This is a genomic window from Pseudomonas sp. IT-196MI5 (assembly GCF_949767415.1).
Taxonomy (GTDB): Bacteria; Pseudomonadota; Gammaproteobacteria; order Pseudomonadales; family Pseudomonadaceae; genus Aquipseudomonas.
Window position 1 is genome coordinate 61670 of the sequence record NZ_CATKPZ010000004.1, and the last position, 21638, is coordinate 83307.

At 58.0% G+C, this 21638-nt stretch carries 11 protein-coding genes and 1 pseudogene; 7 read left to right on the forward strand and 5 right to left on the reverse strand.

What is annotated here, in order from left to right; genetic code table 11:
- Nucleotides 1-380: 380 nt before the first annotated feature.
- Genes ACM6IK_RS02840 through ACM6IK_RS02855 form a run of 4 tightly spaced genes read right to left on the reverse strand, consistent with a single transcriptional unit; the run spans nucleotide 381 to nucleotide 10538 of the window.
- Nucleotides 381-1739, reverse strand: a complete 1359-nt coding sequence (locus ACM6IK_RS02840) for a hypothetical protein (RefSeq protein ID WP_414873060.1) — start codon at nucleotides 1737-1739, stop codon at nucleotides 381-383.
- Nucleotides 1736-8044 carry an AAA domain-containing protein gene (locus ACM6IK_RS02845; protein ID WP_414873061.1) on the reverse strand — a complete coding sequence of 2103 codons (6309 nt, stop codon included), beginning with the start codon at nucleotides 8042-8044 and terminating at the stop codon, nucleotides 1736-1738. The genes ACM6IK_RS02840 and ACM6IK_RS02845 overlap by 4 nt, the downstream gene beginning before the upstream one ends.
- A 14-nt stretch (nucleotides 8045-8058) precedes the next feature.
- Complete coding sequence (locus tag ACM6IK_RS02850; protein ID WP_161548980.1) at nucleotides 8059-8703, reverse strand: 4Fe-4S single cluster domain-containing protein; 645 nt, start codon at nucleotides 8701-8703, stop codon at nucleotides 8059-8061.
- Nucleotides 8704-8705: 2 nt separating this feature from the next.
- Complete coding sequence (locus ACM6IK_RS02855; protein ID WP_414873062.1) at nucleotides 8706-10538, reverse strand: AAA family ATPase; 1833 nt, start codon at nucleotides 10536-10538, stop codon at nucleotides 8706-8708.
- A 350-nt stretch (nucleotides 10539-10888) separates the two neighbouring features.
- Between ACM6IK_RS02855 and ACM6IK_RS02860 the strand changes: the two genes are divergently transcribed.
- From ACM6IK_RS02860 to ACM6IK_RS02870, 3 genes are all read left to right on the forward strand, one after another.
- On the forward strand, nucleotides 10889-11560 hold the full coding sequence (locus ACM6IK_RS02860; RefSeq protein ID WP_414873063.1) for a hypothetical protein: 672 nt from the start codon (nucleotides 10889-10891) through the stop codon (nucleotides 11558-11560).
- Nucleotides 11553-12260: an RES family NAD+ phosphorylase gene (locus ACM6IK_RS02865; RefSeq protein WP_414873064.1), complete on the forward strand. Its 708-nt coding sequence runs from the start codon at nucleotides 11553-11555 to the stop codon at nucleotides 12258-12260. The genes ACM6IK_RS02860 and ACM6IK_RS02865 overlap by 8 nt, the downstream gene beginning before the upstream one ends.
- A gap of 74 nt (nucleotides 12261-12334) precedes the next feature.
- Nucleotides 12335-12835 (forward strand): hypothetical protein, encoded by a 501-nt coding sequence (locus tag ACM6IK_RS02870; protein ID WP_414873065.1) that lies wholly within the window; start codon nucleotides 12335-12337, stop codon nucleotides 12833-12835.
- A 100-nt stretch (nucleotides 12836-12935) separates the two neighbouring features.
- On the opposite strand, the pseudogene ACM6IK_RS02875 reads toward ACM6IK_RS02870, so the two are convergent.
- Nucleotides 12936-13173, reverse strand: a pseudogene (locus tag ACM6IK_RS02875) (DUF892 family protein); the annotation flags it as partial.
- A gap of 107 nt (nucleotides 13174-13280) precedes the next feature.
- Here ACM6IK_RS02875 and ACM6IK_RS02880 point away from each other — a divergent pair.
- The 4 genes from ACM6IK_RS02880 (at nucleotide 13281) to ACM6IK_RS02895 (ending at nucleotide 21532) form a co-directional block, all read left to right on the forward strand.
- On the forward strand, nucleotides 13281-14285 hold the full coding sequence (locus ACM6IK_RS02880; protein ID WP_414873066.1) for a DUF2971 domain-containing protein: 1005 nt from the start codon (nucleotides 13281-13283) through the stop codon (nucleotides 14283-14285).
- A 1253-nt stretch (nucleotides 14286-15538) separates the two neighbouring features.
- The gene (locus tag ACM6IK_RS02885) at nucleotides 15539-16915 is read left to right on the forward strand and encodes a hypothetical protein (protein ID WP_414873067.1); all 1377 of its coding nucleotides are present in this window, start codon (nucleotides 15539-15541) and stop codon (nucleotides 16913-16915) included.
- Nucleotides 16916-17037: 122 nt separating this feature from the next.
- Nucleotides 17038-18813 carry a hypothetical protein gene (locus ACM6IK_RS02890; RefSeq protein ID WP_414873068.1) on the forward strand — a complete coding sequence of 592 codons (1776 nt, stop codon included), beginning with the start codon at nucleotides 17038-17040 and terminating at the stop codon, nucleotides 18811-18813.
- On the forward strand, nucleotides 18806-21532 hold the full coding sequence (locus tag ACM6IK_RS02895; RefSeq protein WP_414873069.1) for a DEAD/DEAH box helicase: 2727 nt from the start codon (nucleotides 18806-18808) through the stop codon (nucleotides 21530-21532). The genes ACM6IK_RS02890 and ACM6IK_RS02895 overlap by 8 nt, the downstream gene beginning before the upstream one ends.
- Nucleotides 21533-21638: the final 106 nt, after the last annotated feature.

Consider the following 21638-nt stretch of genomic DNA (forward strand, 5'->3'; position numbering starts at 1 on the left):
GGGATCATTAATAATTTCTCTGGGGGACATGGTGACCAAGGTGCATTTGAACGATGAATCAAATGAGCGAGAGCCTGCGATGACGTCAGACGTGCAAGACGACGGGGCCGGAAGTCCCCATCCGTTGCCCGGGACGATTGCAGGTAAGAAGGGGCTGTTTCCAGGCATCTCGTAGGGCACGGAGATGCTGGCAGCTCGATCTACACGATGGTCAAGGCGCTCCAGGTGATCCTGACGCTAGACCAGCTTGTCTTCTACACCTGACGCTGGATTGGGCCTTAAGGTAGTGGCTACATTACCCGATGCAAGCTCGTCGCGGTTCTGAGTTCCAGGCGGCAGAACATGTTAGCAATAGCTTTCGGTGGGATGGAGTTAGCGGTTCATTTATGAAGTGTCTTTTGCTGACCAGCGATTGTTTCTACGCCCGGCTCGGAGACGTTCGTTTCTTTGAGTGGAACCTCACCTACCGAAAGCGCACGCTCGATGAGTAACTCGCTGCCCTTGTCTTTCAATAAGGCTTGCAGCCGTTGGAATTCGCCGCACCAGATGGTTTCAATGTCGCGATCTCGCGCCTTGTCGCGATCACTGCTGAGGGCTATGGCGCGGACCTGCAGACGGCCATTATCGGCTTTGCCACCCACTTCCACTCCGTAGCCGGGGGTAGCGGCCTTGCGCAGCACGACCTTGCCGGTTTCTGCCCAGGCAGTCGCCATGCCTTCGCGCACTTCGTAGCCGAGGCTGGCCAAGCCGCCGAGCACGGCTTCGCGGCGGGAGAGGGCGGCCTGGTCCTGTAAGTGGGAAGCGATAAGCGTTTTACACTGCTCGATCAGTCCGGTGGTTACCGAGAGGTCGGTGTCGGTTGTACAAGCGCTAACTTGATCGAGCAAGGTCGCGTGTTCGATGCCTGTGTAGGTTTTGGCTTCGCTGGCCAGATCCTGCAGTTGTTCGAGACATTCGCGTTGGCGTCGGAAGTTTCGGGTGGACGCGGCGAGGTCGAGTACTAGGCTGTCGAGCAGCAAGTTGCGCCGCTTGGCATCGGTTTCCGTTTCAGCTCTTTCCAGTACCAGGAGGAACGGCGCGGCACGTTCAGCGTCTTGCAACAGTTGCAGCTCCATGATGTGCCGGTCAATGCGTAGCAGCCGTACGTCGCGCGTTGCATCCGGTTCCCGGGCCGCAATCCATTCGCGCAGGGAAACCTCGGGTTCGTCGACCTTGAGTTGCTGCGCCAGGGCGCGTTGGGCATCGCTCAGGGTTGGCTCCTCGTTTGCGTCGCTCAAGTGGGCGAAACCCTCGGCCAGCAGACGTTCGGCATCTTCCCGACTGGCACCGCTGGCCATTTGTGAGAGAGACTCCAGCAAGGCCTGATCGGCGCTTTCGGGGTTGGCTTGCAAAGCGCTAAGCAGGGTTTCTGCGTTTTCCTGAACGCGTCGGTCGCGTTGGCGTCGCTCGGCGGCACGAATGATCGCCCGTTCTTCGCGGTCCTCCAAGTCACGGCGCAGGTGCTCGATCTCTACTGGTACGGCCTTCTGCAGTTCCGCCAATCGGTCTTCTGCCAGCAGAGCGCGAAGGCGAGCGTGTCGCTCCAGGGAGGCGGAGCGCTCCTGTTCACTGAGCTCACCAAGCCTTGTGGCCTGTGTTTCCCAGCGACCCACGGCGCGCTCCAGGCGTTGCAGGTGGCCTTCACAAATGGCGATGATTTCTTCGCGGGTGACAATGCGAACGACCTTGGGACCACTCATTGGCAGATTTCCGTATCAACTGACGTAGGGCTGGGTTGCAGCGGCTGCTCGACTTGCATGGCGTGTTCGATTGCTTCACGCAGCCGTAAGCGTTCGCTGTCGCCGCTGTGATACCAGGCTTGCGATGACACACGATGGATATGCGGGATGGCGCGGTGCAGCACGGACGGGCGCCAAATTTCCCGGGCGCGGGCACGTTCCAGCAGATTGTGGCAAGGCGCATCGCACTCGATGCCGATTGCGTACAGGCCCGTGCCTGGATTCTCGATGGCGAAGTCGAGACCGAAAGCGTCGCCTTCACTCGCGGGAGCGGCCTGCCATCCCAGGGAATGAATGAATTCACCGACCAGCCTGACAAAGCCATCACGTTGCTGACCTTGGTCACGTTGCTGACAGCTGCGGTCGGTCTGCAGGCGCTCCAGCAACTTGGTGCTGTTGCTGAACTCGCCCGAGGAGAGCGCGCGAGCATATTCCAGATAGCCTTGCAGATAGTCCCGCGGGCTGTTGGGCGCGCGGTGTGTGTTGAGCATGTCGGAGATATCGGCGATCGGCATCGACGTGATCATCACCACCTTGCGCCGGGCGCGGGTCACCGCCACGTTCAGGCGTCGTTCGCCCCCCGTCTGCCCCAGTACGCCGAAGCTACGGCGGAATGTGCCCTGGCTGTTTCGACCGAAGGTGGAGGAGAAGACGATGATGTCGCGTTCATCCCCCTGCACGTTCTCCACGTTCTTGACGAACACCGACATGTCCTCGCCGTCTTCGCTGCGCTCGCGCTCCTGGGCGTAGGCGGCGCGGAACAGTTCATCCTGCTCTGCACGCTGCTCCAAGTGCTCCTCGATGAGGTCGGCCTGTTTGCGGTTGAAGGTGACGACACCCACCGAGGGGCGCTGGTCATAGGGGTTCTGCCACAATTGGCTCAAGTACTCGACGACCCGTTCGGCTTCCTGGGTATTACTCTGGTTCTGATACAGCCCGCCAACCTGGATCAGCTCCAACGGCTTGATGCGCTGGATGCTCGCCTGCGGGTGACGGACCGGAACGTTCAGGCGATTGCCATAGAACGAGGCGTTGGAAAAGCCGATCAGTTCACGGTAAGCCGAACGGTAGTGGATCTGCAATGTGGTGCTGGGCAGGACGTTGCGCGCCAGTTGCAGCAGATCGGGGCAGTCCTTGATCTCACGACGGTTCCAAGTGTCTTCGAACGCTTCGCGCTGCTCCTCATCGGCGTCTTCATCAGGTTCGTCGCCGTCGAACACTTCGGCTTCGTCGCTTTCGATGCGACTGGAAAAGAATGCCGTCGGCGGCATTTGCTTCTCATCGCCGCTTACGACGGTGACCTGGCCGCGGAACAGGGTCGGCAGGGCGAACTCAACCGGCATCTGTGAGGCTTCGTCGTAGATGACAGTATCGAACAGGCCTGCCTTGAGCGGCAGCACACGGCTGGCGACGTCCGGGTTCATCAACCACACAGGGCGTAGGCTCATCAGGCCTAAGTGACTGCCCAGCTCGATGAATTCGCGCAGGCGCCGTGAGCGTTTGCCAGTCAGGCGAGTAACATCCTCCCATTGTTTGCGATTACCCAGGTGATCAAGGTTGATGGCTTTGGCCAGCAGCTCGCGATTGAGCAACCGCATCTGCGCATCGGCTTGCGCGAGGCTGGCGACTTTGGCGCGGGCTTCGTCCTGGCTGAACAGCAGTTCGGGATTGGCTTGCTCGACGCGGTGTTTCCAACCCAGTCGAGCTTCGCGGTTAAGCAGGCGCCGCACCGCGGCTTCAAGCTGCTCGGGCGCAATGTTGTCCAACTCTCCCTGGCGTTGGCGCAGCAATGCGAGCAGTTGGAGGTCGGCTGCTGTCAACTGAGCGGCGCGCCCGCGGAAGGTCTGGTAGGCGGCCAGGAAAGGCAGAGCTTCATGCAGCCGATCAAGAGACAGTTGATTGCTCAGATTGTGTACAATGGCGTGCTGCAGTTGTTGCGCCAGTTCGTCGCCCAGCCAGTCGCCGAGTACCTTGAGTTGTTCGAGGCTGGATTGGCGAACGCCATGACGCATCAGCGAAGCATCGAGATCGCTGAGCAGCGCCTCGAGATGTTGTTTGTCGCCAGCGAGGGCGGCCTCGTCGGCCTGCCGGGCGCGAGGCGATTGCGCCAACGCCATGGCAAGTGCCTGGATTTCCAGCAGGTGGCGGATATCGCTCTTCACAAAGCTGATCAATTCCAGGCAGGCTTGCTGACTCACAGCTTCCAGTTCCAACGCCTGGTGCAGGGTACTCAGCTCGCTGCGCAATGGTCGCCACTGGCTTTCAAGGCGGATGGCTAGCTGTAGGGTTGGTAGTGCTTCAATAACACGGCTTTCCCCCCGGCCCTGAAGGAAGTTGCGCAGCCGCTTCCGCCGCAGCAGATGCAGCGGGTTGATGTTCGCCAACCAGGACCGGGCTGCCATGACCTTGGTGCAGTCTTGGTCCAGATGCCTGAGGGCCTTGTTTTCGAGCAGGCAGAGGGCCTGTGATAAGGCGGGGGCGTAGTGTTCCTGATCCAGTTGGCCAAGTTGCTGATCCAGTTGCTGCAGTTCGCCGAGAATCGACTCGCCCCGTGGGGGTTGGCCCGCTTCACGGCTGCGGAACAGCGGGAGCCATCGGGCAAGGCGCAGACGTTGCTCTTGCTTCAGGTCGAGCAGAGCTGCGACATGGGCCGCTAGCCAGTTACGGTATGGCGCCGGGTCGTCGATTTCAAAGCTGGCAGGGTGTGCTTGCAGCGTGGCCTGACGGCTGTGTTCGGCTTGGGTGAAATTGTGCAGATTCTCGGTGAAAGCCTGCAAAGTCGCGCGGTCGGCGGCGAACGACTGCAACTGGGCCAATGGACTGCCTTCGTAGCGTGCGGGCAACCATAGGCGAATCAGAGGGGCGCAGCTTTCCTCCAAGTGGGTCAGGCTAGCGAGTTCCAGGGAGGCCAGGCGTTGGCGCAGGGCTGGAAACTCGAGCGGGGCTGGGCCGGATTCCAATTCAATCAACTCGCCGAGCAGCCTGCGATAACTGAGGCCGGTATTTTCATCCAGTCGATGCAGGCTCTGGTGGAAGCGGTCGAGCTCACCCTCCAGGGCCTCGATGCGGGCCGCGACCTGTTCACGCTGGCGCTGCCAGCCCTGCGCCTGGCTGCCGTTCGTGAACAGGCTTTCCAGTTGTTCGCGGATACCGCGTATGACGGGCTCGCGGTCTCGGTTCACGTCATTGACCATGACGATGCGTTGGCCGAGGCCTTCTGCAACCAGGCGTTTGTACACTACCTCCAGCGCCGCATGCTTCTGACAGACGATGAGCAAGCTGCGCTGGCGGCCGATGGCGTCGGCGACCATGTTGACGATGGTCTGGCTCTTGCCGGTTCCGGGCGGCCCCTCGACCAGCAGCCCCGGGCTTTGTCGGGCCTGGATCACGGCCGCTTCCTGGGAGGGGTCGCTGGCCACGGTGAAGTAACGTTGCAGCTCGCCTGGCGGTGCTTCATGCGCGGTTTCGTCGGCGGTCTTGAGGCGCAACGCCGTTTCAAGGCCGGTACCGGCGGACGACAGGGTTTTCAGTTGGCGTAGGTCTTCACCAATGGCTTGCCCCATGAAGGTCACGTGAAACAACACTGCCGCGCAATCCAGCTCGTCCTGGTAGGGCGCGATTTCCACGGTACTGGCGGGTAGGTTGTCAAGGGCGCGTGAGCGAATGGAGGCGAGCATGCCGAAGGCGTCCATCACATCCGTCGCGCGAATTGACGAACGTCCCAGCAGTTCATCGGCGGTCTTGCGCCAGCGTTTGCAGGTTTCCGCGCCGAGCACGCTATCCAGCGCGGGGTTGAGCCGAACTTCCTCGCGCTCACTGTCGAACGCCAAGGCGGCGTGACCACGGGAGCCCAGCTCCAGCAGTAGTTTCACTGGCCACAGCAGGAGCGGGATGATCCGCGTACGCGTGGTGCCGCGAGGGTCGCGATTGAGCAGGAAGGGGAAGCCCAGGTACAGGCCGTCGATGCCGGTGTCGCGTTTGTACAGCGCGCTTTGCCGGTACAGGGCATGCAGGCGCGATTCCAGTTGGCCGTTGAGCTGAAAACTCTCTGGGTCGAGGTTCACTGCCCGAGCATTACGTTGCAGCAGGTGATCGAGCAACGCCGCGGCCGGACTGCGCTCGCTGTTCAGTTCATTGATGTCGATCCGTGCGGTGGTCTTGCCGATGCTCATACGTACCAGTGGCCCGCGCATCACTGCGGTCACCACCTTCTTCTCGAAGAAGTCGAGAATCTGTGAGACGTACTGCTGTTTCTGTGGTTCCAGCCAATGACTGGACGGAATGGCCAGCAACACCAGCGCCTGGGCCAACGGCATACGTCGCTCCAAACGGAACTGCTCGGCCCACTCGTCCACTACCGACACGCCACAACGGGCAAAGCCTTGGATGCGCTCATCGACACTGCGGTACAGCTCAAGTCGCGAATGCAACAGCAGTTGGGTCGCCGCTTCGCAGTCGAACCAACCGACATCGGCAGCCCTGGCCAGCTCGGCGGCAGCCTCTACAATCGAGGCCGCCGAACGGAACTGACTGATCGCTGCGCTAAGCAGCACGATCAGATCTTCTTCGGCGATCACCCGGCGCTCCGACAGTGAGGTCAGTCCCGGATGGTCGGTGTCTGGAAGCAGGCGTTGGCGCTCTTGCCATTGCGTGGACAGCTTGGCTCGTGAGGTCGATAGCAAGAATATCCGCAGTTGCTCTTCGACCAACTCGATGTGTTGGTGCAGGGCACGCTGGCGTACGTTTTCGGCGCGGGACTTGAGACGCGACAGCCAGTTGTCGGTCTGCAATTGTTCAAGCAGGTCCGGGACCGACCCGCTGATCAGGCGATAGCCTTCCAGTGGGTGCTCCAGTAGCCATCCTGGTGTGACGATGTCGCCACGATAAATCAACGGGATTTCCGGATTGAGGATTCTCAGTGCCAGCATTAGACGGAAGTCGTCCTCAATCCCTTCGTGCTGAACGACCTGACGCAAGCCAGCGACCAGGGAAGGGGCGAGCCCGACCTGCTCGGCCCACGTCACGATCACACCGCGCAGCAAATGGTCCAGGGCCTGTTGCCAGTTATCCGCCTGGGCCGCCGCCAGGGCGAATACGCCGGGCTTGTGGAAGCGGCGCTCGCCCAGCATTAGGGTGGCGCCTTCACCTTCGTCCGTTTGCTGGACGGAAGATGCCGGAGCCTCGACCGTAATACCGTTGAGCCAGGCTTCGACCTGCGGCCATTGCCAGCGCTGATGACGGTCGCGTGCCAGCAGACCTCGCAGCAGAAGGTTCAGACGCGGCTCGAGGTCGTCGGGGATCGGTACTCCGTTGGCCAGCACGTGAATAAGAAATGCATTGGCATTGATGCCGTCGAAGCAGGCGCCCTGAGTCAGTTGCTCGAGCAGGATCATGCCCAGGCTCCACCAGTCCGAGGCAGCCGCAACGCCGCCTGCGATGGCTTCGGGTGCCATGTAGCGGCTGGTTTCCAGTGGCGACACGATGTCCAGGTCGAACTCGGATAGGCGTGCCGAGCCGAAGCCGCTGATGACCAGGTCCAGCGGTTCGCGGGAACGTACCAGCAGGCTGGCTGGGCGCAGGTCACGATGGCGCAGGCCAGCCTCGTTGAAAGCATGCAGCGCCAGGCCCAGTTCGGTGACCACATGGTGCACGCTGTCGCTGTCGCGGATCACGCTGCCAAGGTCTGCCAGGGTCCCGCCGGTGAGTTCTTCAATGACCTCGTAGGCACGGTTATCCCAGCGGCCGGTGGCAATGATTTCGGGTACGTGCTCGCGTGGTAGTCGGCGGATCACATCATAGATCGCTGGGTCCGGTTCGGCGCCGGGTCGATACAGGGTCAGGACCGCCTGTTGCGCGGCTTCCTCGTGCTCGGCGAGGTATCGTTCTCGCACACCGTCGGTGCTGCTGATCTGGCGGATCAGGCGCCAACCATCGATCAGGGGTTGGGGGATACCCTCTGGTTCGCTGCCGTCTGGCCGGGCGTCGTAGGACGTTGCTTGCGCAGGTGAGCTGCCACATTCAAGGCACATCAGGTCGCCATCGACCATCGGGTGCCCATTTTCGCAGAGCAGGTCAGGAGCATTCCCCTGAGTCGTACTGACCGGCGGGAGGGTTTCCTCAGTGGCGACTGCTTGCGGCCGCCAGCCGGCGGAATGAATGGGTTCGCCAGCGAGGTCCCAGCCGCAGGGGCGTTCCTGAATGAGCCCTTCGCAGAACATTTCCTCGAGGGCGCGTTCGGTTTTGCAGTTGGGGCAGAAACGTATCATGGGGTGTACTCCACTCAGCGGCGTCGCGACGCGTGTGCGCTGATCTGTAAATGATGGCCTTGTTCATGCAGCAGATCACGTAAGCGCAATAGGTCGTCACGTCGTGGTATGCCGGCCATCCAGACGCTGCCACTTTCGTCAAACATCAGGTCGAGCGCCTTGTCGGTGGGTTCGAGCAGGCGTTCGTAATGACCCAGGCGTGCCCGGCCCAGTGGTGTGAGCAGGCTCAGGCGTTGATTGTCACTGCCGCGCAAAGCCATGGTCTGACTGAGTGCTTCGATATAGGGGTCGCTGATCAAGGCATCTATCAAGCCCTTGGTCTGGAGCAACGACTCATCGAGTTGCTCTAGGGAGTAGCCACTGTAGACCAGGATGTCGAGCTTGCTGAGCCGACGCAGGCCTTCGAGCAGTGATCGCAGGGCGTCGAACTGGTCGAACGGTTCCCCTCCGGAAATGGTGATTCCTTCGGCCTCGTGCAGCCAGGGGGTTATCTGTTCAAGCAGTTGTTCCAGCGACAAGCGTCGGTGCCCGGGGCCCCAAGTATCAGCAGAGATGCAGCCTGGACAGCGGATGCTACAGCCCTGGAACCAGATACCGATACGCCGCCCCGGGCCGAGGGTAGTGACCGGAAAATGCATGCGCGATAGACTAAGGTCCATGTTCAGCGACGTTCCATCTTCAGTCCGGTAATGTCCAACTCGGTGATCGTGAAGTGCTCGCCCGATTGCGCGTCCTGATCGAACAGTGCCCGCGACAGGGGATTGAGCAGGCGTGCCTCTAACTGGTTGCGGATGCCCCGGCCACCGTTGGACAGGTCCTGCAGACAGAGGTTGTGCAGTGTCTGGCGTGCCTGGGGGGCCAATTCGATAAACAGGTTCTGTCCCTGCAGGTCGTCGAAGGTGGCGTTGACCATCTGTTCGAAGATCTGCACTGCAACGCCTTCGCGAATGAAGTCGAAGACGATGATGTTCTCGCCGATTCGATTGAGGATTTCCGGCCGGTTGAGCACCAGCTTGAAATATCGGTCGATTTCGCTGTGCACCTTGTCCTGGACTTGCTCGAAGGCTTCGCCCGGCAGGACGTTGGCAACGCGTTCGCCATTGTCACCCTGGCGATAGATCCCCAGGTTGGAAGTGAACACGATCAGGGCCTCCGAAAAGTACACCCGATCACCGCGGCCTGAAGTCAGCACTCCGTCGTCGAGGATCTGCAGGAACTTGTCGAGAATCCTTGGGTGAGCTTTTTCGATTTCATCGAATAACACCACGCTGAACGGCTTCTCGCGGATAGCATTGGTCAGTTCACCGCCGACGTCATAGCCAACGTAGCCGGGCGGTGCGCCGATAAGGCGTTGATCGGCATGTTCGGCGCTGAATTCCGACATGTCGAAGCGGATATATGCACTTTCGTCGCCGAACAGCAGGCTGGTAATCGTTTTGGCGAGTTCGGTCTTGCCCACGCCGGTCGGCCCCGCGAGAAAGGCTACGCCCCGTGGACGGTTGCCCTTGCGACTGGCGCCAACGCCTGTCATCGCACGCTTGACGATGTCGAGCATGTGCGTCACCGCATGCTCCTGGCCTTTGACTCGCTGGTGGACGAGCACATCCGCATGCCGGATACGCTGACGGTCGATCTTCAGCCACGGGTCCTCGGTGACACCGATCTTATAGCGGCGCACCGCATCGGCAATCTGCTCCATGGCTACACCCTCGACCCGCGCCAGTTGCGCAATGGCACTGAGATCGAGCAGTAGCAATCCCTCGGTGTTCTGAACTAAGGCTTCCACAGCCTGACGCATGACCACTTCGCTTGCGCCCTGGCTGCCACTGAGCCCTTTGAGCAAGGCCGGTGCCAATGCACGGCGGGACAATTGATCGGGTTTGGACACGGGAATGTGGCGCAGGCGCGGGTTGTCGACCAGCAACCAGTCGGGCAAATCACCTTCTTTTTCCACCAGCCATAGCAGGGTATTGAAGAACGGTTTACGCAGCTGTGTGGCCGGACGGCTGCGAGCCTGATGGGATTGCACCAGGGCCTGGGTGAAGAGCTGATGTTCAGCCGCGCTGAGGGAGTCGTTGCGAACCACCAGGCGTGAGGCGAAATCGATGATCAGCGCGATAGGTTCGCCAGCACGACCCACCAGCCGTGGCAAGGTGGCGCCCAGCAGATCGATACCTGCGGGGGCTGCGCCATTTACCGGAGTCAGGCCAAGTTCCTGAAGCAACGTCTGGCCAGCTTCAGGGGCGGAGCCGGGTTTATCGATTGCCCGGAAACCGGACACGGGATCCCAGGCGATGACCTGGGTGTAGCCGGCATCGAGCAGGGCATTACAGAGGGTTTGGTTGAAGCTCTGCGCAGTCACTGTGCCGGGCGCCACTTCACTAGCCTGCAGGTCGCGAATGTTGCCTGATAGGACGAATTGGCTCTTCAGCGGCAAGAAGCGGAGAAGATCTCGTAGCCAACGTGGGCTTTCAAATATGGCAATCCCTGACATGTTTCAGCTCGTAACGTTGGGTCGGTACGGGCAGGGTATTGCTCAATGCGCCCATTTGCCAGTGCGCTGCTACGAAAAGTTGCGTTGAGAGAACGCTTCTAAGGGGGTGCTCGTTTCATAGGGAGGCGTTATGCAACTTGATCGAGGATCCGTCGGCATACGAGCTGGACGCGAAGGGTATCGATCCCCGCGAAGCTTCTTGCTCCCGAGTCATCGAGCTAATCAACGGCACGGCGTGCTCTGCTCAAACCTATCTATGCATCCATGATGAATGGGGGTTAGGTCAGCGCTAGAGTTATCAAGGATATGCTAAGATTGGATAATGTAGATAACCGGTGAGGAAATTTTCCATGAGCGTTACAGAGCAATCGGGCGTCTCAACCTTGGTAGGTACACCTAAGGAGGCTCGGGCTAGCTTGAGCCGCTCGCATGCGGATCGAGTGCTGGTCGTGTCTTTCGATCGTATCAAGCTCGGCGTATTTGAAGCGTTGGCGGAAAACTTTGCCCATGTGGCCTCCTCGATGTATGAGGTGCTGCAGGAGCGCCAGGACCCGAAGGCGCTGGAGCGTCTGGCCGAGGTGTTTGTGACGCGCAAGCCGCCTTCACCTCGCCTGCTCAAGGAAGCGGCGATGCTGGTACAAGCCCGCAAAGCAGTGTTGGAGAGCGGTGATTGGTTGACCGCAGCAGATATTGCGCAGGTGGCCCAGTTGAGTACCCGTAACCCGAGTGCCCAGCCCAACAAATGGAAAAAGCAGGGGCAGATCTTTGCCATCAATCACGGAGGGGTCGACTATTTCCCTGGTTACGGCTTGGATCCGGACGCGGGCTATCGGCCGTTCAAGGCACTAGCCAAAGTCATTGAGGCTTTCGGTGGCCACAAGGACGGCTGGGGTCTGGCTTACTGGTTCCGGTCAGATAACAGTTTTCTGGGTGGTAAAAGGCCCCAGGACCTGCTGGCATCGGCGCCTGATCGGGTGATTGCTGCCGCACTGGATGAGATCCAGGGCATTGTCCATGGCTAAACAGCGTACCGAGTCCAGCGAGGGTGTGGCGACACCTGCCACGGATTTGGCGGAGTCCGTCACCCCGGTGCCTGCGGCTACGCTGCACGTGACTCTCACGGTGCTTGCCAAGGGCGACGTTCTCCATCGTGTGCATCAGGAAAAATATCAGCCGGATCAATTCAATCCCGGCGTGCATGGCAATGCACGCTTCAGCCCCATTCAGGATGATCAGGGGCGGGCGATTCCTACCTTGTATGGTGGCACGACAGTTGAGTGCGCCTTGATGGAGACCGTCTTTCACGACGTACCCCACACCGCTGGCTTCAAGAGTTTCGACAAAGGCAAGCTGGTTGGGCAGGTGCATTCAGCTGTCCAGGTTAGCCAGCCGCTGCACCTGGTTGATCTGTCCAGTGTCCCCCTGCGTAAATTGGGCGTCACTCGCAAGCAATTGATCGACACTGAGAAAGATCAATACCCCGCAACGCGCAAATGGGCTGAGGCGATTCACCGTCAATACCCGGATGTACAAGGGCTGTCTTGGGTGTCGCGACAGGATGATTCGGCACGCGCGGTGGTGCTCTTCGGTGACCGGATTCCAGGCGGTGCGCTCCATTCGCAAGGGGCGTCGCGCAGCTTGATCGAAGACTCGACTGTGTTTGACTCGGTGCTAGATCTAGCAGACCGGATTGGGGTCGTCATCGTCGCGGGAAAAAGCTGAGTTGTCTTCATTAATCGTTGTTGCTCCGAGCAAAGCCAGCGCAGATCCAACGAGTACGCACGATGAGGATTGACATGTTCAAGGTTAAAAAAACACGTCCAAAATTGCCCGTTGTTGCGAGGGTATCCCGGGAGCTGGCACTCGCCTTCGCATTGGGAGGAGTGCCAGTTCTGTTAAATTCAGAGTCGTCAGCACAGTTCAAGGCAATGCTGGACCTTTTACTCGCCGCACCTTTTTTGATGGGCTACTACGCGTGGCTATGTTTAGCATTCGCGGTGGCTGCAATTGTTAAATACAAGTGGAGGTTCATGTCCGCTCGGTATCAGCGTTGGCTCGACGCTGTGCATCTTTTTTTAGGTGACATTGGTGGAAGTTTTTTGACAGCAGGCAGAACGGGTCTAGGGGCGATACTGGGATTTTTAATGGTGTGGCACTGGGTCGAACCGGACTCATTGAGCGCTGAGCATGTAATTCGTACGCTTTTCATGGTATTCAGTCTCACTTTACTTAGCGTGATGCTGGCGTTAGGCGAAGAGACTTTGAAAGATCCAAAGCAAGCAGCAGCCAGTAAATAGCTCAGGAAAGTGGGGGCACTCTGCCGAGGGCAAACATCTATGGGGGCTAGTACAGTCACTGAGCGGCATTCATCGTTCGCTGCACATTAAGGCCAAACTGAATTTGCTCGCAGGCTGCTCTGGCTTGCATCGCAAGGGGCATCTGCTGCTGAAATCAGCACCGCACAAGTAGCGGTTTCCACGTTCTCAAAAACGTAGCCAGCCATCTCACCTTTGATTATTTCATCACTCATGCTCGAACCGCCTATGGCTTGTCCCAACGCCATTAGCTTTCCGGTCACGTCCTTGAGGTTCGAAGACCTGCCACCAAGGCGGGAAAGACATTCATCATTCAGTTTTGATGATTGTGAAAAGCTGCTAAGGATACTGGCAGCGTAGGTAAACTGGGGCTCTAGGTGTGGTAATTTCTCCGGCATCAGCACAGCACATAGCCAAAGGAATTCGTGTGGATAGGGAATGGGTAAGAGATTTCATTGAGAACATTTCGTCGGCCACTATCGGTGATATGGACATCCCGAAGCTAGTCAACGGGAAAATCCTGCACACGCCCAATCGGCTTTTCAAAATCAGAAAATGCGGCGAGTACGCATTCAAAAATTTGGCTGAGAAAACCCTCTATCTGGGCGTCGCCAATGAGTTCAACGACCCATACGATACGGCGTTCTGGATTGATTACCGGAAGCTCGCTGCTTGGAAAAAACTCGATGAACTGGGCTTCAGCGATGATCAGGTTGTCACTGCTCTGGCCTCCGATGACCCCATCGCAGCGGTAGTAGCACTGGCATCGGCTCAGGAGCCACCCCGCCTGAACGTGGATCAATGGCTCCATGAAGTAGAGGTTTTGGCGCCGAATCACCAGGCCGGGCAGCTCCCGACCCTCATTGATCAGCTCAAAAGCAGCTACAAAATCTGCAGCCTAAGTGCGCGTGTGGATTCGGTGCTGATGTGGAGTCACTATGGCCACGACCACACCGGCTTTGCCATGGAGTACGACTTCACAAGGCTCCATCGGAATGAGCTTCCCACCCTCACGCTATGGCCGGTTGCCTATACAGACAAGCTGTTCGACGTCACCCCGATCCTTAGAGCCCACAACTTGGGCAAAGATTACAACGCTCTTTTTGGCATTGCTGCATCGTTGTGCAAGAAGGCTGTCGACTGGCAGTACGAGCGTGAGTGGCGCTGGGTAGTTCCAGATGGCGATAGAGAGGTTAAAGGCTCCAACTTTCCCGCGCCCCTCAAGGCCGTTCATCTAGGGGCCAAAATCTCAGATGCTGATGCGCTTGAGATCTTGAAGATCTGCAGAGACATCGATATACCAGTCTACAAGGTCACGCTTGCGCCAAACGAGTACCGGATGCTCTCGTTGCCTACCAGCTTGGACGATTGGTGTTCCATGGGTGGATGGCAGCAGGGCAACATGCCTCGGTGGGAATTAACCCATGAGTAACCAGAAACTTCGCTTGGACGAGAAGTGGGAGCCACTGGTGGTACGAAACACCGGACTTGGCATTCTTTGGTGCTACCTGCCGGAAGAAGGGATGCTACACGCCGAACGCTAATCTTGTAGACCTTGTTCCGGATGGAGTGCTTTTCGTGGGCGAAGCTGTGAAACTCTGTGAGTGCCCCTATCGTCGACATGCCTCATCCGGTTGTTGGGAAATGGCTCAATGTGAATGCAGGTGCAAACGCGTATCCGCCATTCATTACCTGAAAATGACGATGGCGGGCTAAGATCTAGCCTCCGATCTGATGACTGAGAACGCTCAGTCGATCATCAACCGAGGTAGCTGTATAGCGCTCTACGGCGGCTGGGAACAGCCGCGAGTGATATTTCGCGAAGGGGAGTGTTGGACCTTGAACTGGGGGCATCTGTTTCAACGTCCCCAAAGCATGCCCTCAGATATGCCCCCAGGTATCTCATCCTCTGGAAGTGTGTAGATCTCCATGGCCTATGAAAAGCCAGAAATGATCAGATTAATACCCTGCCCGACGACGCCTAGAGACTCTCAGGGTCGCCGAAAAACATTTTGACTGGGCTCTAGAGTAATATTTTCAGGCGGAATAATTTTATATATGCCCCAATTTTGCCCCCATCTATATCGGCTGTGCTAGCCATTGTGAATGAAGATTCCAACGGTCTTCGGGGTGGTACGCGCTGGGCTTCAGTGTTTCTTGGTGGCGAGGTGGCCAAAAGTCCCGGGCACTGCGCTCATAGGGGCCGTTTATAACGAGCGGGCGCTTCCGGCCTTTTGAGAGCAGTGGTCTTCCTCTTTTGTCCAAGGCTGACGCGAACTTTGAGGGAGTAGATTTACCCGCGAACGCCAGCAAGGCCGGTGGCATTAACCTCGGCCGCTTTGGGTTCAGGCTGTGTGAAAATGGACCTGAGTACATCGAATAGGAATAGAGGTGGGCTTAGCGCTGCAGATCCAGCAGATGGAAGTGCGGCTCACTAATGCATATGCGTGGATGGTGGGCCTGAACCTCCCTCTCTTACACAGAAATTTAAACGTATTCAGCCTCTTAAGGCAATGTTCCAGAGCGGGACTTGCTGGCTTGAAAAAACCTTTTACGGCACTGGCAGTTGCACCGGCCTTGACAGTGATAGTGGCGGAATGCAATTTTCCGCACCGGGTTGGATCCAGCCGGCATCAAAGGCGGATACAAAGGAACTGTCCGTTTTAGAGGTATCCAGCTGTGTTGTTGAATGCGTTTCTGACCGAGTATGACGAAAGCCTCGGTAACGAACTGAATATCGACCCCTTGGGGTTGCAGGTGATCTGGTCCGGGTTCGGCCAGCAGATTTTCCAGAACCGGATCAGCTCCATTTCTGACGACATCCGTAACTTCACCCTGAATCTGTTCAACCACTTCCTGATCAAGAGCCTGGTGGAGGATGACTCGATCGTGCTGGGCAGCGGGTTGAAGAAAGTCTACGACGGCAAACACGACCTCAGTTTCAAGCATGCCTGCCTGGTGTATTTGGAAAACCTCTTCGTCTATAGCGTCATTGCCCGTGAAAATACTGCCGGCCTGAAAAGTGCCGGCGTGCTGGGGATCAGCAAGGCACGAAGAGGATGGCTCGACAGCACAGGGAACCCTTCGCTCACCTTAAGCCATGCCAAAGAAGCGCAGGTACTGGTTCGCCAAACCCTGCTAGGCGTCAGTGGCCGGTACAAGACGCCGCTGGTGGAAATGGGCTTTTTCGATCGCCACTATCGTTACAACCTGCCCACAGCCACAACACTGTGGAAGAACGCGGAAGCGTTGATCAGCAAGACCCCGGCGCTATCCCGGCTCTACCACCTCTTGCGTCCTCACCTCAAAGACCTGTTGGCAAGCAGCCGCAGCCAGTCGAAAACGAACTTCCAGGATATACCGGCAGCGCTTCCCAAGGCTCTGGTCGAAGCCTTTCCGTCATCGGCGGTAGTAGGTGCCAGAACATGCGATTTCTGGTTGTCCACTACCGGCCTGGATCAGGGCGCTCCGGGAGCGCTTTACAGCGTGTTGTCATCGTCCAGGCACAACGAGGAAATCAGCAAAGCGGCTGCTGCGGTTGTATTCGATGAGGCAATGAAACAGCCGCTGTCAAAGGACGCGCAACGAAAACTCGAGCACGTGCGCTTATTGGAGCCCCTGCTGAGTGAACTGGATCTGTTGTTCCAGCTAATGCTGGCCGAGAAATCCCAGCCCGTCGAGACGGTTCGGCAGCGCTGGAAAACACTGGGTCGTGATACCTCGACCCTGGCCGCCTGTGCAGCTGCCATCGAAGCCGACGCCTCCATGGCGACGGTGCTTTCCGCCACCGGGCAAGCAAGGCTCAGAGGTTTGTTGAGCGTGGCGGGGCAGGGCGATGCCGACGCACAAATGGACGCATTGCTGAGTTATCACGCGCTCATCATGGAAAGCCGTGGTCAATCGCCGTGGGTTACCCGGGTCAATGGCTCGCAGCTCAAGATCCATGTGCGGCCGCGCAGTGAGCCGACCCTCGCCGACCGGCCACTGGGAAGCTGGGTACACCAGTACTACATTCCCCAGTTCCGGCATTTGCTCGCAGGCTTGCACGGGGTGGCCACATGAAGCTGCTCGAGGCTTTCAAGCAACAGTTGGGGGAGATGGATGAGCTTCATCGGGTCTGGCTGACCACATTCAACCTCAACCTCGGTTTCGTCGAGTCTCAGCTGCTTCCGGCAGTGCTGAACATGGACCCGCCGCGCAATCGCCTGGATTTCGAAGGCTATCAGGCGCACCTGGTGGAAAAAGGCATCGACTTCCGGGTGTTCTGTGACAAGCGCTTGCTGGGGGCAGACCAGTACAAGCGCACGGCCATCAAGGTTCACTGCGTGTCTGCGCGTGCCTTTAGCGCTTACCGTGGCATGACCAGTGAGACGTTGTTTCATCCCAAGCTCATACTCCTGGAGAGCAAGAAGGGGAAGATGGTACTGGGCGCAGGCAGTGCGAACCTGACTATCGGTGGCTGGGGACGCAATCAGGAGGTGTTTACCTTCCAGCGCGTCTGCAATAACGACCAGTACAGGCAAATCAAGACGTTTTTCAATGCATTGGCCGGGCCCCTCGAGCTGGAATTCGAGTGGCCCGGAAGGCGTTTTGAAGCCAACGACTCTGATTGGCAATTCGTGCACAGCTTCGACAAATACACCTTTCTTCAGCACCTCATGACACAGGGCACGATCACTGCGTTGCAAGTCTGGTCTCCATACCTGGCGGCCGACGTTCCCGACTTGCTGGCGCGGCTACAGGCGCAATCAGGTAACCCGGATTTGCAGGTGGCATTGGTTGCGGACCGGCTCGAGGGCCGGTATTTCCGTACGCCCTGGAGTGAGGCCCTGGCGGGTTGCATCAAGGCTGATGCACTGGCGTTCCATCGCAACCCATCTTCTCCTCACCTCCTCACCGAAATCACCCATGCCAAGGCATGGCTGTGTCGCTCATCCCAGGGGAGTCGCCTGGCGATCGGGTCGTGGAACTTTACCCATGCCGGTACCAGCAGCTTCGAGCAACGCAATATCGAAGCCGGCATCATGCTGAACTGCAAGCGCAATGCAGACATGCTGGGAGCGTGCATCGAAGTTACCGAAGCAGACTTTGCCAGCGCCCAGTTGCTGTCTAAAGACTGCCTGGAGGTTCCGGAAGAACTGCCTTTCGACCTGCAGGTACTCTATGACTGGAAGCGAGCCCGCTTTTCGGTTTCAGGCAACTGGTGCGTCGGCAAACCCTGCGATGATTACTGGTTGAAGTTGCCGGGTGTAAGCAAACCGATGCCCCTGCTGTGGCGCACACGGCGACAGCAGGGCAGGTTGTTGCTGATACCGATCGAGTGTGTGACACCAGATAACGAAGCCATGCTTGCCGACCACAGCTATAGCATTCTTCTGCGCAAAAAGTCCCCGGCAGTGTTCAGGGGCATGATTGTTGAAAGCGGCCAGTCTTTCCGGCGAGCACAGGGTTTCGAGTCGCTCAAGGACCTGCTCGACAGCCTGGTGGCAGGGGTCGACCCGAACAGCGATACCACGACCGTGTTGCGTCCTTGCCTGCGCAATGGCGGTGAGCCGGATGAGAAGCTGACAGTGCCTTCACTCGTAATCGAACAGGACGCGTTGTCTTACTTTAGGTTGTTCCAGGCAATCGAACAGTATCGCGAGCGTTTGCGCGCAACTACTGATTCAGCCCAGCTTGAGCTATGGGCGTTCGGTTATCCGGGCTGCCTGCAGGAGCTGGCGGCCAAGGCCCGGCAGCAAATTAAGGACAGCTCGCCCAGTGTGTTCAACTGGTTCCTCGCCCAGGAAGTTAATTCGCTTCACAAGTTGGCAGCCGATTTTTATCGTAAGTTCGGACATCGCACGCCTAGAGACGAATTATGGTCAACGCTCCGGGTGTTGACGCCACGTTTGCCGAAGACGCTGCAAAAACGGCTGGCGTATATCCGCCGTGTTCAGAAGGAATGTGGCTATGTGTGATATTTGCTGGGGTGGCTTGAAGCCGGAACAGGTCGCGAACTGGATCAACTTCGACGCTGGCAACGAAGCGTGGCAATACTCGAGCAATGACATTTCCATGCCCGCCCGGCAAATCGAGGGTGTTGCTGGTTTGTGGAACAAGTTGTCTATGCACAATGTGGCATTGCTGGCCGACGAGGTCGGCATGGGCAAGACGTTCCAGGCATTGGGCGTCATCGCGTTGCTGTGGAAGCTGAAGCCCGATGCCAAGGTGCTGGTCATGGCGCCCCGAGAAGACATCTGCTATCAGTGGGGCCGTGAGTATGCCGCGTTCCTGCGCGATCACTATCGGGGCGGTGGGCACCTGACCAGCGATGGGCCTGAAAAAGCGCCGCGGCACGAAGCGCAGATTCACAAGCGGCTCGATGAACTGAGTGATGCGGTGAAAGCGGATTGCGGACAGTTTTACTTCACTACTATCCATTCGCTCAGCAACCTGGTTCAGCGGGAAGAAAAGCAATCGGGAGATGTGTCAGTCAAAGCCCAAAAAGCGGCTGCCAGGATTCACCGTGCGCTCAAGTCATCGTTGGGAAGCAAGGGCTTCGACCTTGTCGTGGTGGATGAAGCTCATTATTTCCGTAAAGCCGACGGCAGCTCTCAACGCGCCAAGGCGGCACGAAAGTTCTTCGGGGAAGTGGGCGACCGACTCGGGCAGAAAGTCTTGCTGCTGACCGCCACGCCCAGCCATTCTTCGCTACGAGACATAGCTTCCATTCTCGGGTATTTCATCGACCCTCCGGCTGAAGGGTTACAGCCCGCGCCTCCGGATGAGTTGCTCTCCAAATATGCATTGCGCCGTTTACGCTTGATGCAGGGCGCTGAAGGTTACCGCAACAAATATAACTACCGTCATGAGAAATCGCTTCCGGCAAAGTTCGAGGGCAATCCTGAGGCTGAGATGTTTTTCGCGTTGTACCAGAAGAAGTTGGTGCAGCAACAAGGGCAGAAGGGCAGCGGCCGCAGGTTCCTGTACGGCTACCTCGAAGGGTTCGAATCCGTTGGCACGCAGCAGGGTCCCGAGGTCGGCATGACTGCACAGCTGGAGCAGGAACACTCCGCGCAGGCATTTTCTGGTGCCCCGGATACCCGCATTCTGACGCAGCTCACCGAGTTGTACCGTGAGTATTTCCAGCGTCATCCAGAGCACCCAAAGTACGACACGCTGATGCTCGAATGCCAGCCTGTAGACGTCTTCGACACTCGCATACCGTTGCACGAGCACAAGCACCTGATATTTGTGCGACGGATCGCTTCGGTGCGCGAGATTACCCAGCGCATGAATGCCGCCAGTGACCTGATGCTGGCGCGGCGTATCGTTCAGGCCTGGCAGCCGAAAGATTCGGAGCGGTTGTTGGAGCGATGGCGGAAGAAGAAATGGTCGCGCGCGTTCTTCAGCCGGTATGTCTGCGAGCAGACGGCCGAGGAATCGGGCGACCAGAATCTCCTTCAAGATGACGACGAAACAGAAGTCAGTGATGGTTTGGGTGGCGATGAGAAGCTGGCCTCGCATATTGCTGACTTGTTCGTGGTCAAGAAACAGGGGAAGGAACGGAGTACTGACTGCTCGAAATTCAGCTTGCGCTTGCGCAAACCAGAGAGCCTGTTTTCACTACTGCTGGAGCCTGCAAGTGACTACCGCCAGGGCACATACACCGGATATGACCGTAAGCGTGTTGGCGAGCGTGATCGAGACGATTATGGCGGTGCAGCACTGCGGGCGCGTCTTTTACTCCACGATGAGCGCACGCCGCAAGCCGGTGAGCTGTACGAAAAAGCGATACCGACCTTGTGGGGCCTGTTGTTTGAAGGGCTGCCCGAAACTACACGCTTTCGGCTGGAAACCTGGCTGGCTCTTGGCCCACGGGGCCGGGGTATTGCGGAGAATTTTGGCAATTATGTGAAGGCCGGTTTCCTGTTTGCCAGCCCGGTCATCATCGAACTCTATAGTTGGTTCACCGAATTTCGTTGGGCTGATGAACAGGGCGATGTGCAACGTCGATATCTGGCCTTTATCGATTGGCTGAAGCCGCGGCTTCACAATTCGCTGATTCGCCAGTACTTCATTGCGGCGCTGGATTCCTTCGAGCAGATTTGTGGAAAGATTACGGCCCATGGGCTAGCCGACTGGAAGAAGGATTGGCGCATTCTGACCAGCCTGCAAAGCCCTGCGTGGTACGCCAGTAGTCACTCCGGCGATCGCCGACGGTTGATTCTCGGTTTCAACAGCCCGTTCTACCCTAACGTGCTGGTGGCGACTTCGGTCTTCCAGGAAGGTGTAAACCTGCATCTTCAATGCAGCAAGGTGCACCACTACGGAATTGCCTGGACACCCGGTGACAACGAGCAGCGTGTGGGACGTGTGGATAGGCTGTTCGGTCGGGTGAACCGTCAATTGCAGGAGAAGGGCGAGGCTGAGCTAACGATTCATTATCCGTACCTCGCCAAGTCGTTCGACCAGGAACAACTGGCTTCATTCGTAGTTCTCAAGCATGCGGTCGAGGCGCGGATGGATGCCTGTCGACACACGTTGTTCAATGATGAAATTGACCTGCGCCATGTCGCGGATGGCTGGGAGCGATACTTGCGAAAGCCGGTGAAGGGGATGAATTCGTCGGACCCGTTTCCTGCGTGTTTCAAAGCTGGGTCAGTTCCATTGGAAACCTATGAGCCGAGTGTGTGAGCTTCTGGAAGGAGTTGCTGAGAGAGAACTGCGGATACATTGAACGAGATTTTGAGAGTCGACGGCAAGGTTTCTGCAGCGTCCAGGGAATAGGCGTTGTTGTCCT